Genomic DNA, 14,397 nt, shown 5'->3' on the forward strand with positions numbered 1-14,397 from the left:
ACGACGGCACCGGGGTGCCGGTCAGTACCCGGAACGGGGAGGCCGGGTCACCCCCGCACGCGTCCGCCCCGTCCAGCGCCCGGTCGACCCCGAGGGCCGTCGCCAGGCGGGCCGGCCCCTTCGCCAGCTCGGCGTCCCCGCGCGCCGCGGGACGCCGCGTGCGGGCCAGGTCTGCCCCCGCCACCAGCTCCCCGGCCCGGACCAGGACACCGCTCGCGTGCCCCTCCGGTCCGCAGACCAGGTTCATGCAGTGCCACATGCCGTAGGTGAAGTAGACGTACACATGACCGGGCGGGCCGTACATCGTCGCGTTGCGCCGCGTCCTGCCGCGGTAGGCGTGGCTGCCCGGATCGATCTCGCCCGCGTACGCCTCGACCTCCGTGAGGCGGACCCGCATCTCGCCCTCCGGTGTGCGGCGGACCAGGACCCGGCCGAGGAGATCGGGCGCGACCTCCAGGACCGGCCGGTCGAAGAACGCGCGGGGCAGCGGTCGCGCCGGATCCGGCGAGGCGGTTCGGTCGTCGGGCTTCACGGTGCTGCGGACTCTCCTGCTTCCGTACGTGCGGTTCGCCGCTTCGGGCACGGCCGGGCCGCCGCTGTGATCGTTCCGGCGGGGTACCCGCACCTAGGCTAGGGCCTGTCCGGCGGATCTTGCCTGTCTCGCGACGCCGGCTACGGCACCTCGCTGCGTTGCCGTATCGCGCGAATACGAACGGGTATGAGCTGCGATCCGGCGCCTTGCGATGCACCGCATCCGACGCCGCGAGCCGCGCCGAGATCCGCCGGACAGACCCTAGCCCCGGCGTCCGCGCCCGCGGTTTCCGCTCATCCGATACGGAGGTTCCCCATGGCCGAGCAGCGGCGGCGTCCGCTCCCCCACGACTTCCACCCGCCCGTCGCCCCGTTCGATGTCGTCAGCGACGACCTGCGGGACGGCGGGTCCCTCAAGGACGACCAGGTGCAGTCCGGCGGCGATCTGTCGCCGCACCTGCGCTGGTCCGGCGCCCCCGAGGGCACCCGCAGCTACGCCGTGACGTGCTTCGACCCGGACGCCCCGACCGGCAGCGGCTTCTGGCACTGGGTCCTCTTCGACATCCCGGCCTCCGTGACCGAGCTGCCCGCCGGCGCGGGCAGCGGCGACCTGTCCGGCCTGCCGCCGGGCGCCGTCCACGCCCGCAACGACTACGGCTCGCGCGACTTCGGCGGCGCCGCCCCGCCGCCCGGCGACGGACCGCACCGCTACGTCTTCACCGTCTACGCGGTGGACTCCGAGCGGCTCGGCCCCGACCAGGACGCGTCACCTGCCGTCGTCGGGTTCAACCTGCGGTTCCACACCATCGGCCGCGCCCAGCTCATCGGCGAGTACGAGGTGCCGGCCGCGGGCTGACATCCGGGTAACGGTCGCGCGTCACCTTCCGTACCCCTCTCTGCCCCAGGCTCCGGGTGGGTAGGTCTTCCCCGGGTCCGGGGGTCCGGACCTGCTAAATGCATTGTTCGGGCACGCCCGGCGGGAGGACAGTTGAGCCGGCCCGCCGCCGGGGCGGGGAGGGAACGGGAGGTGGGCGGGGTGCGGCAGACGCTGGTCCTCAACGCGACGTACGAACCGCTGTCCACGGTGTCACTGCACCGTGCGGTGGTGCTGGTCGTGCAGCAGAAGGTAGTGGTGGAACAGGCACACCCGGGCCTGCGGATACGGGCGGCGGCCGTCGACCTGCCGGTGCCGCAGATCATCAGACTCCGGCGGTACGTGAAGGTGCCGTTCCGACAACGGGCCCCGTGGTCGAGACGGGGGGTGCTCGTACGGGACAGGTACCGCTGCGCCTACTGCGGGCGTCGGGCGACGACGATCGACCACGTGGTTCCCAGGGCGCAGGGCGGCGGTGACACCTGGCTGAACACGGTCGCCGCGTGCGCCGAGGACAATCACCGCAAGGCGGCGAGGACGCCGGCGCAGGCGGGCATGCGGCTGCTCGTCCAGCCGTTCGAACCGACGCCGGCCGCGGCGCTGCTGCTCGCGCTGGGCGCCCGGGACGCCGACGTACTGCCCGGCTGGCTCACGCCGGCGGAGGCGGGTGAGCCGGTCCCGGTGGCCTGAGCGCCGATCCCGGGGGCGCGGCGGTCGCCGCGCCCCCGGGCGGGGTCCTGGTCGGGGACGCCCGGGTCACTCGATGCGGGGCTGCTCCCGCGTCGGCTTGTCGAACACCGGACCCGCACCGCCGCCGGAGCCGGCGTCGGGGCCGCCGGGGTTGGTGAACCTGCCGATGTTGCCGCCGAGCCCCTTGAGCGCCTCGCCCAGCTCGCTGGGCACGATCCACAGCTTGTTGGAGTCGCCCTCGGCGATCTTCGGGAGCATCTGGACGTACTGGTAGGACAGGAGCTTCTGGTCCGGGTCCCCGGCGTGGATGGCCTCGAAGACCGTGCGGATCGCCTGGGCCTCGCCCTCGGCGCGCAGGGCGGCGGCCCGCGCGTCACCCTCGGCGCGCAGGATCTCCGACGCCTTGGCACCCTCGGCCTGCAGGATCTCGGACTGCCGGACGCCCTCGGCCTGGAGGATCGCGGCGCGCTTGTCGCGGTCGGCGCGCATCTGCTTCTCCATCGAGTCCTGGATGGAGGTCGGCGGCTCGATGGCCTTCAGCTCGACGCGGTTGACGCGGATGCCCCACTTGCCGGTGGCCTCGTCGAGGACGCCGCGCAGCGCCGCGTTGATCTCCTCGCGGGAGGTGAGGGTGCGCTCCAGGTCCATGCCGCCGATGATGTTGCGCAGGGTCGTGACGGTGAGCTGCTCGATGGCCTGGATGTAGTTGGACACCTCGTAGGTCGCCGCCCGCGCGTCCGTCACCTGGTAGTAGATGACGGTGTCGATGTTGACGACGAGGCTGTCCTGGGTGATGACCTGCTGGGGCGGGAACGGCACGACCTGTTCGCGGAGGTCGATGCGGTTGCGGATACGGTCGATGAACGGGACGACGATGTTGAGTCCGGCGTTCAGCGTGCGCGTGTAGCGGCCGAAGCGCTCGACGATCGCCGCGCTGGCCTGCTGGATCACCTGGATGGTCTGGACGAGCGCGATGACGACCAGCACCACCAGGACCACCAGCACGATGATGATGGGTCCCATCGTGTACTCCCCCTGCCGCTAGATGAGTTGGGACTCTGTCAGCGTGGTGACCGGACCATCACATCACGACGGCGGTGGCCCCGTCGATCTCGACGACGCTCACCTGGCTCCCCGGTTCGTGGACGGCGTCCTCGTCGAGGGCGCGGGCCGACCACTCCTCCCCCGCGAGCCGGATGCGGCCCCCGTCTCCGGTGACGCGGACCAGGACGACCGCCGAGCGGCCGATCAGGGCGTCCACGCCGGTGCGCAGGCCCGGCAGCGCGCCCCGGCGGGCGCGGCGGGCGATGGGCTGGACGACGGCGATGAGGGCCGTCGACACGACGGCGAACACCACGACCTGGACGGCGAGGCTGTCGGTGACGGCCGAGGTGAGGGCACCGGCGACCGCGCCGGCGGCGAGCATGCCCAGCTCCGGCATGGCGGTCAGGACGAGGACGATCGCGAATCCGCCGGCGGCGACGAGCCACCACACCCAGAAGTCCACGCGCAGCATCGTAGAGCGGAGGACGGGGTCACCGACAGGCCCCGTGACCGGCCGGGACGCGGAGGCGGCCCGGCCGGGCGGTCAGCCCAGCGGCAGGCCGTGGGCCGTCCAGCGGTCGCCCTGCCGCTCGACGACCAGGGGCAGGCCGAAGCAGTGGGAGAGGTTGGACGAGGTCAGCGTCGTCTCCAGCGGTCCGGCGGTGAGGACCTTGCCCTGGCGGACGAGGAGCACGTGCGTGAAGCCGGGGGCGATCTCCTCGACGTGGTGCGTGACCATGATCATGGCCGGCGCGTAGCTGTCGCGGGCGAGGCGGCCGAGGCGGCGCACCAGGTCCTCGCGCCCGCCGAGGTCGAGGCCGGCGGCGGGCTCGTCGAGGAGCAGCAGCTCGGGGTCGGTCATCAGCGCGCGGGCGATCTGGGTGCGCTTGCGCTCGCCCTCCGAAAGGGTGCCGAACGTGCGGTCGAGCTGGTCGCCCATGCCGAGGCGGTCGAGGAACGCGCGGGCGCGGCGCTCGTCCACGTCGTCGTAGCTCTCCTGCCAGGTGGCGGTCATGCCGTAGGCGGCGGTGAGAACGGTCTGGAGGACCGTGGCGCGGCGGGACAGCTTGCCCGCGAGGGCGCTGCTGGCCATGCCGATGCGGGGGCGGAGGTCGAACACGTCGACGGCGCCGAGCTGTTCACCGAGGATCCGGACGGTGCCCGAGGTCGGGAACAGATAGCTGGAGGCCACGTTGAGGAGGGTCGTCTTGCCGGCGCCGTTCGGGCCGAGGATCACCCAGCGTTCCCCTTCGGCCACCGACCAGGAGACCTTCTCCACCAGAGGCCGGCCGTTGCGGACCACGGTGACGTCCAGCAGGTCCAGTACATCGCTCATGCGCGCGGTCTCTCCCCTTGCAGTCGCTGTCGAACAAAACCTACGCCACCACCTCCCGGGTTCCGTCGTCAGGAGGGCTGTTGGCCTTCGTTCTCTAAGGTAGATGGCATGCTCACCGAACCACGTGCGGGGCGGCTCGCCGCCTGGGGGAATGCGCTCTTCGCCGGTCTTGTCCCGCCGGACGACGCGGCGTCGCGCGCCGTGGGCGGCGACACGGTGCACCGTGTGTCCGGCCTGCCGGGCGAGTCGGGGCAGGTCGGGCTGACGCTGGCGCTGGGCCGGATGCGGGCGCTCGGCGTCTACGGGCTGCGGATCGCGCTGCCGGCGCCCGGGCATCCGCTGGGGCTGAGCGGTCCGCCGGAGTTCAACGCGGCGGCGCTCGCGGCCGGGGAGGCGGTCGTCGCCTCGGGGGCCGCGCTCGGGCTCGTCCCCGAGGTGAACGAGGCCGGTCCTGCCGGGGACGTGCTGACCGAGGTGGTGTGGCGGTGCATGGCGGTACGGCCGGTGCCGCCGGCCGACGTCCCCTCGCTCGGTGAGGCGGAGCGCGAGCTGGCCGAGGTGCTGCGGGACACGACGGACGCCCTGCTGCGGCTCGACGTGGCGGGCGCCGGCCCCGTGGCAACGGCGCGACTCGACGCGTACCGGGCGCGGATGGAGCGGGGGCGTCAGGTGCTCGCGCCGGGCTATCCGCCGCGTGCGGTGCGGGTGCTGGAGCTGGCGCAGCGGGTCGGCGCGCTGGTGGACATCGCGGTGGAGCCGGACGGCATGGCGCCGGGCGCCGCGGTGAGCGCGGGGCAGATCGCGGAGCGGGACCGGCTGCTGCGGCCGGTGGAGCGGGCGGCGCGGCGGGCGCGCGTGGCGGCGTACAACGCCTACACGGAGGAGCTGGAGCGCCGGCGGGCGTGACGGCGGCGGGCACGGGAAGGCCCCCCGCCGTCCGCCTTCCCGGTGCGCTGACCGGGAAGGGGACGGTCGGGGGGCCTCGTCACCCGGCCGGGTCCCGTGGCGCCCGCCGCGTCAGTCGATGACGCCGGTGTTGCCGAAGGCGGGGTTCAGGAACCCGATGACGTTGATCGAGTTGCCCACGAGCTGGGGGGCGATCTCGATCGGGATCTGAACGTTGTTGCCGGAGATGACGCCCGGGGACTTGGCCGCGACCGCCTGGGTCTCGGCGTCGGCGGCGGCGCTCCCGGCACCCGCGCCGAGGGCGGCACCGGCGGCGGCCAGCACCAGAGCGGCCTTCTTGGCAGTGTTCATGAGCTGTGCTCCTCTTGGACGTTGACGCTCGCGACTCCCTGGGCTCGGAGTCACGCGCTGCACAACGCGTGGGCCGATCGCACGGCACGGGCAGGGGGCCCGTAACCCACGATCGGCCCAACACGCGGCCGTCACGTCAGGAGCGGCACGGCGCTCAGTGGGCGACGCTGGCGTTGCCGAACACCGGGTTCAGCACGCCGATGACGTTCACGCTGTCGCCGGTGACGTTCACGGGGACGTGAACGGGGGCCTGCACCGAGTTGCCCGAGCCGACGCCGGGGGAGTTCACGGCGGAGCCGGCGGCGGTGGACTCGGCGAACGCCGCGCCGGCGCCGGCGGCGGCGATGCCGCCCGCCATGAGGGTGACGGCGGCGGCCTTCTTGAGGTGGTTCACGGTTCGGCCTTTCGTGTGTGTCGAGCCAGGTGTCCCGCGGCGGTGCACCGCGGTTTCGCCCTGGAAAACGGCCGTGGGGCGCGGGAGGATGCGCCGCCCGGGTGACATACACACGACGGTATGAATTTTGGGCCGGTGGGGCGCCCGGGTTTGGCGTGACGCGCGGGTCTGGGGTAACGGCCGTGCCGCGCGCCGCCGTTCAGTCGCCGGCGAGCCCGTTGCGCACGGCCCACAGGGCGGCCTGCGTGCGGTCGGCGAGATCGAGCTTCATGAGGATGTTGGAGACGTGCGTCTTCACGGTCTTCTCGGACAGGACGAGCGCCCGCGCGATCTCGCGGTTGGAGCGGCCGCGCGCGATCAGCGCGAGGACCTCCGTCTCGCGCTCGGTGAGGCTCCCGGCTCGGCCGGCGCCGCCGCCGCTGTCCTGCGCCAGCAGCGCCTGGGCGATGGCGGGCTCCAGGAGGACGTGGCCCGCGTGGACCGACCGGATCGCGCCGGCGAGGGCTTCGGGATCGATGTCCTTCTGGACGTAGCCGGCGGCCCCGGCGCGCAGGGCGGGGACGACCGTGCGCTGCTCGGTGAAGCTGGTGACGACGAGGACGCGGGCGGGGTGGCCGCACTCCCGCAGCCGCCGCAACGCCTCGACGCCGTCGCCGCCGGGCATCTTCACGTCCATGAGGATCACGTCGGGGCCGAGCTCCTTCGCGCGGTCCACGGCGGTCGGCCCGTCGGCGGCCTCGCCGACGACCTCGATGTCGTCCTGGATCTCCAGGAACGTCCGCAGGCCGCGCCGCACGACCTGGTGGTCGTCCACCACGAGCACCCGGATGGGCGCGGGGGACGGCTCGGTCGTCCCGGTCGGCCCGGTCGTCTCGGTCGGGTCAGGCACCCGGCACCTCCATCTCGATGGTGCAGCCCTCGCCGGGGGCCGACTGCACGGTCAGGGTGCCGCCCACGGCGGCGGCGCGGTCGCGCATGGACACGAGTCCGAGGTGGCGCCCCGCGGCCCGGACGGCGGCCGGGTCGAAGCCGGCCCCGTCGTCCGTGACGCGCAGCCGTGTGACGCCCCGGGCGCGGCCGAGGGTCACGTGGACATGGCGGGGGCGGGCGTGCCGCAGCGCGTTGTGCAGGGCCTCCTGGGCGACGCGCAGGAACGCCTCCTCCTGCGCAGCCGGCAACGGGCGCGGGTCGTGGCAGGCGAGGGTGACGCGGGCGGGGTGGGCGCGGTCCAGGACGCTGATCTCGGCGCGGAGGGTCGCGAGCAGGCCGTCCTCGTCGAGGGCGGCGGGGCGGAGTTCGACGACGGCGGCGCGCAGTTCGTCGGCGGCCTCGGCGGCGAGGGAGGCCACCTGGCGCAGCTCGGCGCGGGCGCGGGCCGGGTCGCGGTCCAGCAGGGCCGTGGCGGCCTGGGCGGTGAGGCGGAGGGAGAAGAGCTTCTGGGCGACGGCGTCGTGCAGTTCGTGGGCGATGCGGGCGCGTTCGTCGGCGATCGTCAGCTCGCGGCTGCGCTCGTACAGGCGGGCGTTGGTGAGGGCGATGGCGGCGTGCTCGGCGAGCAGGCGCAGCAGGTCCTCGTCCTCGGCGGTGAAGGCGCAGCCCTCGGGACCCGGGGCGGTCGCGGGCGCGCGGAGGTGGCCGTTCCTGCGGGGAGTGGGGCGGTCCTTCTTGCCGGCGAGGAAGAGGGCGCCCAGGACCTCGCCGTCCGCCGTGATGGGCATGCCGAGGAAGTCGGACATCTCGGGGTGGGCGGCCGGCCAGCCCTCGAAGCGCGGGTCGAGGCGCACGTCGGCCAGCCGGACGGGGGTGGCGGTGGTGAGCATGGCGGCGAGGATGCCGTGCTGGCGGGGCAGGGGGCCGATGGCCTTCCACTGGCGTTCGCTGACGCCGTCCACGAGGAACTGGGCGAAGCCGCCGTTGCCGTCCGGGATGCCGAGGGCGGCGTAGCGGGCGCCGAGGAGGTCGCGGGCGCTGCTGACGATGGTCTGGAGGACGTCGCGCACCTCCAGGGTGCGGTTCATCGCGAGCAGGGCGGCGCTGACGGCGGCCAGTCCGGTGCGGGGGGCCATGGGTCGAACGGTAGCGCGGGCGGGCCGGTGGCGGATCGGACGGCCGCCGGGTGGCCGTGGGCCGGTGGTCGTAGGTCCGGGGCAGGGCGCGGGGGTCCCTGTGCGCGTGGTGCGGGGAAAGCGGCGCGCCCCCGGTCCCGCGTGAGGGCGGGGCCGGGGGCGCGCGGCGCGGTCGGGGCGCGGGTCAGTCGCGCATGACCTCGGGCTCGTGGCGGCGCAGGAACTTCATGACGAGGTAGCCGCACGCGACGGCGAGGACGCCGAGCATGGCGACGTCGAGGAGCCAGAAGCCGGCCTCGTGCTTCCACAGCGGGTCGGGGTCGGGCTCCTCACCGGAGGCGGCGAGGGTGTTGAGGTCGGCCGTGGTGCCGGTGCCGGCGAACGCCCAGCGGGACGGCATGAGCCAGGCGAGCTGTTCGACGCCCAGGGTGCCGCGGATGTCGAACAGGGCGCCGGTGAAGACGAGCTGGATGACGGAGATCATGACCAGCAGGGGCATCGTCATCTCGGAGGTGCGCACGAGTGCCGAGATGACGAGGCCGATCATCATCGAGGTGCAGCCGAGGACCATGAGGACGAACGTCATCTCCAGGGCGGGCGAGTCCGTCAGGATGACGCCCTCCGCCGGCATGTCGCGGGGCGCGAAGCCGATCGCGGCGAGGAGGGCGGCCTGCAGGACCGTGACGATGCCGAGGACGAAGACCTTCGACATGAGGTACGCGGAGCGGGACAGGCCGACGGCCCGTTCCCGCTCGTAGATGACGCGCTCCTTGATCAGTTCGCGGACGGCGTTGGCCGAGCCGGCGAAGCACATGCCGATGACGAGGACCATCAGGACCGTACTGGCGCTGCCGTTGCGGCCGCCGCGGTCGACCGGCCCGTAGCCGAGGCCGTGGTCGGCCGGGATGACGGCGCTGACCAGGCCGAGGACGACCGGCAGGGCCAGGGTGAGGCCGAGGAAGCCCCGGTCGGCCATGATGACGGCCATGTAGCGGCGCATGAGGGTCCACACCTGGGAGCCCCAGGTCTGGGCCTTCTGCTGCGCCATGCCGGCCATCGGCGGGTACATCTGATGCTGCTGCGGCGGCTGGGGCGCGGCGGCGTCCGCGTCGGCCGCGTACATGCGGAAGTGCTGCGAGCCGCGCCAGCGGCCCATCCAGTCGTAGTCGCGGTAGTTCTCGAAGGCGGAGAAGACGTCGGCCCAGGTCTCGTAGCCGAAGAAGTTGAGGGCCTCCTTGGGCGGGCCGAAGTAGGCGACGCCGCCGCCGGGGGCCATGACGAGGAGGCGGTCGCACAGGTCGAGCTCGGCCACCGAGTGGGTGACGACGAGGACGGTGCGCCCGCCGTCGGCCATGCCGCGCAGGAGCTGCATCACGTCGCGGTCCATGCCGGGGTCGAGGCCGGAGGTCGGCTCGTCCAGGAAGATCAGGGACGGCTTGGTGAGCAGCTCAAGGGCGACGGAGACGCGCTTGCGCTGGCCGCCGGAGAGGGAGGAGATCCGCTTGGTCGCGTGGTGGCTGAGCTTCAGCTCGGTGAGGACCTCCTCGACGCGGGCGTTGCGCTCGGCCTCGCCGACGTCGCCGGGGAAGCGGAGCTGGGCGGCGAGGCGCAGGGCCTGCCGGATGGGCAGCGCGGTGTGGAGGATGTCGTCCTGGGGGACGAGGCCGATGCGGTGCCGCAGCTCGGCGAAGTGGGTGTAGAGGTTCCGGTTGTCGTAGAGGACCTCGCCGTACGTGGCGGGCCGGTAGCCGGTGAGGGCGCGCAGGAGCGTGGACTTGCCGGAGCCCGACGGGCCGATGACGCCGACGAGCGACTTCTCGGGGACGCCGAACGAGACGTCGTTCAGGATGGTGAGCTTGCCGTCGTTGACCTGGACGGTGAGGTGGCGGGCGGAGAAGCTGACCTCGCCGGTGTCGACGAACTCCTGGAGCTGGTTGCCGACGAGGCGGAACGTGGAGTGGCCGATGCCGATGGTGTCCTGCGGGCCGATGGCGCGGCGGCCGTTCTTCTCCAGGCGCTGGCCGTTGACGAAGGTGCCGTTGTGGCTGCCCAGGTCGTGGATCTCGAACCGGTTGCCCGGCTGGGCGAGGAACTCGGCGTGGAGGCGGGACACCTGGAGGTCGGAGACGACGAGTTCGTTCTCCAGGGCGCGGCCTATGCGGGTGACCCGGCCGACGGCGAGCTGGTGCAGGCTCGTCGCGCCGCGGTCGGCGGCGAGGGCGTCGGCGTGCGGGTTGGGCGTGGCGCCGGGGGCCGGCCGGTGCGGCGGCATCTGCGGCGGTGTCTGCGGGGGCGGGCCCGCCGCGTGGCCGTGCTGCTGGAACTGCGGCTGGGGCGCGTACTGCGGCTGCTGCGGCGCGCCCTGCGCGGGGACGGAGCCGTGGGCGGGGGGCTGCGGTGTGCCCGCTGTGCCGGCGGCGGAGAACGTGAGGCGCGGTCCGTCGGTGGCGTTCCCCAGGTGCACGACGGTGCCGGGGGCCAGCGGCAGGTACTGGACGCGCTGCCCGTTCACGTAGCTGCCGTTCGTGCTGCCGTGGTCCTCCAGCAGCCACTGCCGGCCGTCCCAGCGGAGGGTCGCGTGGCGCCAGGAGACGCGGGAGTCCTGGAGGGCCAGGTCCCCTTGCGGGTCGCGCCCGAGTGTGTACGACCTGGCGACGTCCAACGGCCAGGTTTGTCCGTTCAGTTCGAGTACGAGTTCCGGCACTCCATGCCCCACAAAGTCGTCCCCCGGGCAACCTCCGGCCGGAGGTCCAGGAATGGTTGTCGTGTGGGGGAACTATTCCAGGCCCGGACCATGATCGGGAAGCCGCCCCCCGGAAGTGACGAAGCTGTCGCGAACCGTGTGCGGGGATGTGACGTTCGCCCGTGCGCGGGCGCGCGGGCACGCCCCGGCGCGGCGCGTCCGGGCGGAGCCGCTACCGTGGGAAGCACCATGTCTTCCGCACACACGGCCGCCGGGGGCCTCGTCCCCGCCGCGGACACGCCCACCCTGCTGGTGAAGATCTTCGGCAAGGACCGGCCCGGTCTGACCGCCGGCCTGTTCGAGACCCTGGCGGCCTTCGCGGTCGATGTCATCGACATCGAGCAGGTCGTCACCCGGGGCCGGATCGTGCTGTGCGCGCTGGTGAGCGCGCCGGCGCACGGCACGGGCACGGAGGGCGGGCTGCGGGCCACCGTGCACGGGTGGGCCGAGGCGCACGGGATGCAGGCCGAGATCATCTCCGGCACCGGCGACAACCCGTCGCGGGGCGTGGGGCGCTCGCACGTCACCGTCCTCGGCGCGCCGCTCACGGCCGAGACGACGGCGGCCATAGCGGCCAGCATCACCACCACGGGCGGCAACATCGACCGGATCTTCCGGCTCGCGAAGTATCCGGTGACAGCGGTCGAGTTCGCCGTGTCGGGGGTGGCGACGGAGGCGCTGCGCACGGCGCTGGCGACGGAGGCGGCGGCGCGGTCCGTCGACGTGGCGGTGGTGGCGTCGGGGCTGGCGCGGCGGGCGCCGCGGCTGGTCGTCATGGACGTGGACTCGACGCTCATCCAGGACGAGGTCATCGAGCTGTTCGCGGGGCACGCGGGCTGCGAGGCGGAGGTCGCGGCCGTGACGGCGGCGGCGATGCGCGGCGAGCTGGACTTCGAGCAGTCGCTGCACGCGCGGGTGGCGCTGCTCGCCGGCCTCGACGCGTCGGTCGTGGACAAGGTGCGCGGCCAGGTCCGGCTGACGCCGGGGGCGCGGACGCTGATCCGCACCCTGAAGCGGCTCGGCTGCCAGGTGGGTGTGGTGTCGGGCGGGTTCACGCAGGTCACGGACGCGCTGGCGGAGCGGCTCGGGCTCGATTTCGCGGCGGCCAACACGCTGGAGATCGAGGACGGGAAGCTCACCGGACGGGTCACCGGGCCCGTCGTGGACCGGGCGGGGAAGGCGCGGCTGCTGCGGGAGTTCGCGGCGCGGGCGGGCGTCCCGCTGTCGCGGACGGTCGCGATCGGCGACGGGGCGAACGACCTCGACATGCTGAACGCGGCGGGGCTCGGGGTCGCGTTCAACGCGAAGCCGCTGGTGCGGGAGGCCGCGCACACGGCGGTGTCCGTGCCGTTCCTCGACACCGTGCTGTACCTGCTGGGGATCACCCGGGAGGAAGTCGAGGCGGCGGACGCGCAGGGCGGCCCGGTCACGGCGGGCCTGCGCTCGGCCTGATCCGCCCGGGGGCGGAACGTGCTCCCGCGGTGTGCGGGAGCGGTCGTCCGCCGAGGGGGCGGGGCGGCGGGCGCCCCGCGGGTCACGCCTGGGGGGTCCAGAACGCCACGAGGCGCGCCACGTTGTGCTCGACGGACTTCCAGCCGCCGGTGAACGTGAGGACGGCCGTGCCGCAGGTCGGGTAACCGCCGCGGTTCATCCGGGCACGGGTGTCGCCATCGGCCTCGCCCGCGAGGGCGTCGGCCAGGCCGTGGATGCCCGGGTTGTGGCCGACGAGCATGAGATCGCGGACGGCGTCGTCGACACCGTTGACGACGGCGATGAGTTCACCGACGGACGCCTCGTAGAGCCGCTCGTCGTAGCTGGTCCTGGGGCGCTCGGGCAGTTCGGGGGCGCAGAGCTTCCACGTCTCGCGGGCGCGGACCGCCGTCGAGCAGAGGGTGAGGCCGGGGTGCACGCCGGCGCCCGCGAGCCAGCGCCCGGCGGCCGGCGCGTCCTTGCGGCCGCGGTCGGCGAGGGGCCGGTCGTGGTCGGACACCTGGGGCCAGTCGGCCTTGGCGTGGCGGAGAAGGACGATCCTGCGGGGAACTTCGGCGCTCATGTGTGCAAGCTTCCCATGAAACGGCTTCCGGCCTCGGCGGATGCCGGAATCCGCCCGGACGCGGAGGGGGTGTCAGCCGAGCGCCGCGATGGCCTGCCGGAGGTGGTCCAGCGCGCCGGCGACGGGCTCCCAGTCGGCGGTCGGGGCGGCCTGCGCGCCGCTGCCGCACAGGAGCAGCGCGAGGAACGCGGCGAAGACGGTCGCCGGGAGGGCGAGCGCCCACCACCGCAGACGTATCTCGGGTACGGGGCGCTGTCCTCGGGCTCGGTGTGCCTGGGCGGACATGACGCGGGTCGCCTCCAGAGGTCGGCGGGTGACTACGCGTATCAACCTACGGGGCCTGGCGGTCGCGTCCCATCCGGTGAGCCACCCAGTCAACCCTGAAGCTCACCCCCTAAGGGGTGGTGGTGCTGGCACCACCATGCCGGAGTCCGCGCGGCCGGCGGCGGCGCGCGGCCGGCGGGACGGTGAGGAACACCAGGCTTCCCGCCAGCGCCGCGAGCCCGCACCAGGAGACGGCCGGCAGCCGTTCGTCCATCACCGCGACACCGAGGACGGCCGCCACGGCCGGTTCCGCCAGGGTCAGGGTCGTCGCGACGTGCGCGGTGGCGTGCCGCAGGCCGTGGCCGAAGAGCCGGTACGCGAGGAACGTCGTGCACAGCGCCAGGTACGCGGCGACCGCGGCGCCCCGTGGCGCGGTGAGCCACTGGACGCCGCCGGACAGCGCCACGGGCAGCACGAGCGGCGCCGCTCCCCCGAACATGGTCCCGAGCACCGCGCCCGACGGGTGCCCGCCCGCGATCAGCCGCGCACCGATCAGCGTGTAGCCGGCGTACGACAGACCGGCGAGGCCGGCCAGGGCGGCGCCCGCCGCGTCGACGGGCGCGCCCCCGCCGGTGAGGCGCGGGCCGAGGACGAGGAGGGCGCAGCCGATGACGGCGAGCAGCGTGGCCGAGACCCAGCGGGCGGTCGGGCGCGCCCGGCGGGTGAGGCAGGCCAGCAGCCCGGTGAGGACCGGTGCGCTGCCCAGCGCGATCACGGTGGTGACGGCCACGCCCGTACGGGCCACCGCCGGGTAGAAGCCGATCGGGTACCCGGCCACGGCGAGTGCGCCCAGGGCGAGGAGCCACCGTTCGCGGCGGGTGGACGTGCGGATGAGGGTGCGGGTGCCCCGTGCGGTCAGCAGCAGGAGCGGGCCGCCGAGCGCGAGGCCGGCCGATCCGACGGCGGCGGCAGGCGCGCCGGCGGGGGCGAGGGAGGCGGCGGTGCCTGTGGTGCCCCACAGCGCGGCGGCCGTGAGGATGGGGACCCCGCCGAGGGGAGCGGTGAGGGGGCGTGGAGTGGTGGGGTGCCGCACAGTCGTGGACTTCCGTTCGTCGCCTTCCGTCGGGGATGCGGAACGGGCGCAC

Annotated in this window: 16 protein-coding genes (1 of these 16 only partly in view); 4 read left to right on the forward strand and 12 right to left on the reverse strand. The window is 73.9% G+C overall.

The window, feature by feature from the left end; translation table 11 throughout:
• On the reverse strand, positions 1-532 hold the 5' portion of the coding sequence (locus tag EMA09_RS03750; protein ID WP_129838855.1) for a DNA-3-methyladenine glycosylase. It extends 170 nt beyond the left edge of the window; the window shows 532 of its 702 coding nt (coding positions 1-532); its start codon is at positions 530-532; its stop codon lies off the left edge, out of view.
• A gap of 315 nt (positions 533-847) precedes the next feature.
• On the opposite strand from EMA09_RS03750, the gene EMA09_RS03755 reads away from it, so the two are divergent.
• Both EMA09_RS03755 and EMA09_RS03760 read left to right on the forward strand, forming a co-directional pair.
• Positions 848-1,387, forward strand: a complete 540-nt coding sequence (locus EMA09_RS03755) for a YbhB/YbcL family Raf kinase inhibitor-like protein (RefSeq protein WP_129838857.1) — start codon at positions 848-850, stop codon at positions 1,385-1,387.
• Positions 1,388-1,567: 180 nt separating this feature from the next.
• The gene (locus tag EMA09_RS03760; protein ID WP_129838859.1) at positions 1,568-2,095 is read left to right on the forward strand and encodes an HNH endonuclease; all 528 of its coding nucleotides are present in this window, start codon (positions 1,568-1,570) and stop codon (positions 2,093-2,095) included.
• 66 nt (positions 2,096-2,161) lie between these two features.
• Here the strand turns inward: EMA09_RS03760 and EMA09_RS03765 are convergent, their stop codons facing one another.
• The 3 genes from EMA09_RS03765 to EMA09_RS03775 form a co-directional block, all read right to left on the reverse strand.
• Positions 2,162-3,118, reverse strand: coding sequence for an SPFH domain-containing protein (locus tag EMA09_RS03765; RefSeq protein WP_129838860.1), 957 nt, complete (start codon positions 3,116-3,118; stop codon positions 2,162-2,164).
• Between the two features lie 58 nt (positions 3,119-3,176).
• Complete coding sequence (locus EMA09_RS03770; RefSeq protein ID WP_240796620.1) at positions 3,177-3,608, reverse strand: NfeD family protein; 432 nt, start codon at positions 3,606-3,608, stop codon at positions 3,177-3,179.
• 75 nt (positions 3,609-3,683) lie between these two features.
• Positions 3,684-4,475: an ABC transporter ATP-binding protein gene (locus tag EMA09_RS03775; protein WP_129838864.1), complete on the reverse strand. Its 792-nt coding sequence runs from the start codon at positions 4,473-4,475 to the stop codon at positions 3,684-3,686.
• 108 nt (positions 4,476-4,583) lie between these two features.
• On the opposite strand from EMA09_RS03775, the gene EMA09_RS03780 reads away from it, so the two are divergent.
• Positions 4,584-5,381, forward strand: coding sequence for a hypothetical protein (locus EMA09_RS03780; RefSeq protein ID WP_129838866.1), 798 nt, complete (start codon positions 4,584-4,586; stop codon positions 5,379-5,381).
• Between the two features lie 111 nt (positions 5,382-5,492).
• Here EMA09_RS03780 and EMA09_RS03785 read toward each other — a convergent pair whose 3' ends face one another.
• The 5 genes from EMA09_RS03785 to EMA09_RS03805 all read right to left on the reverse strand — a co-directional run bounded on the left by EMA09_RS03785 (position 5,493) and on the right by EMA09_RS03805 (position 10,896).
• The gene (locus EMA09_RS03785; RefSeq protein ID WP_129838868.1) at positions 5,493-5,732 is read right to left on the reverse strand and encodes a chaplin; all 240 of its coding nucleotides are present in this window, start codon (positions 5,730-5,732) and stop codon (positions 5,493-5,495) included.
• A 154-nt stretch (positions 5,733-5,886) separates the two neighbouring features.
• A complete protein-coding gene (locus EMA09_RS03790) occupies positions 5,887-6,126 on the reverse strand; it encodes a chaplin (RefSeq protein ID WP_129838870.1) in 240 nt (79 codons plus the stop codon).
• A 199-nt stretch (positions 6,127-6,325) separates the two neighbouring features.
• Complete coding sequence (locus EMA09_RS03795) at positions 6,326-7,015, reverse strand: response regulator transcription factor (protein ID WP_240796218.1); 690 nt, start codon at positions 7,013-7,015, stop codon at positions 6,326-6,328.
• On the reverse strand, positions 7,008-8,192 hold the full coding sequence (locus EMA09_RS03800; RefSeq protein WP_129838872.1) for a GAF domain-containing sensor histidine kinase: 1,185 nt from the start codon (positions 8,190-8,192) through the stop codon (positions 7,008-7,010). Before EMA09_RS03800 ends, EMA09_RS03795 begins: the two co-directional genes overlap by 8 nt.
• 184 nt (positions 8,193-8,376) lie before the next feature.
• Positions 8,377-10,896 carry an FHA domain-containing protein gene (locus EMA09_RS03805; RefSeq protein WP_129838874.1) on the reverse strand — a complete coding sequence of 840 codons (2,520 nt, stop codon included), beginning with the start codon at positions 10,894-10,896 and terminating at the stop codon, positions 8,377-8,379.
• 228 nt (positions 10,897-11,124) lie between these two features.
• On the opposite strand from EMA09_RS03805, the gene serB reads away from it, so the two are divergent.
• Complete coding sequence (serB, locus tag EMA09_RS03810) at positions 11,125-12,387, forward strand: phosphoserine phosphatase SerB (RefSeq protein ID WP_129838876.1); 1,263 nt, start codon at positions 11,125-11,127, stop codon at positions 12,385-12,387.
• Positions 12,388-12,469: 82 nt separating this feature from the next.
• Here the strand turns inward: serB and EMA09_RS03815 are convergent, their stop codons facing one another.
• The 3 genes from EMA09_RS03815 to EMA09_RS03825 form a co-directional block, all read right to left on the reverse strand.
• Complete coding sequence (locus EMA09_RS03815) at positions 12,470-12,988, reverse strand: histidine phosphatase family protein (RefSeq protein ID WP_129838878.1); 519 nt, start codon at positions 12,986-12,988, stop codon at positions 12,470-12,472.
• A 72-nt stretch (positions 12,989-13,060) separates the two neighbouring features.
• Positions 13,061-13,273 (reverse strand): hypothetical protein, encoded by a 213-nt coding sequence (locus EMA09_RS03820; RefSeq protein ID WP_129838880.1) that lies wholly within the window; start codon positions 13,271-13,273, stop codon positions 13,061-13,063.
• A 109-nt stretch (positions 13,274-13,382) separates the two neighbouring features.
• A complete protein-coding gene (locus tag EMA09_RS03825) occupies positions 13,383-14,345 on the reverse strand; it encodes an EamA family transporter (RefSeq protein WP_129838882.1) in 963 nt (320 codons plus the stop codon).
• Positions 14,346-14,397: the final 52 nt, after the last annotated feature.

The sequence above is a fragment of the Streptomyces sp. RFCAC02 genome (genome assembly GCF_004193175.1).
In the GTDB taxonomy this organism is placed as follows: domain Bacteria; phylum Actinomycetota; class Actinomycetes; order Streptomycetales; family Streptomycetaceae; genus Streptomyces.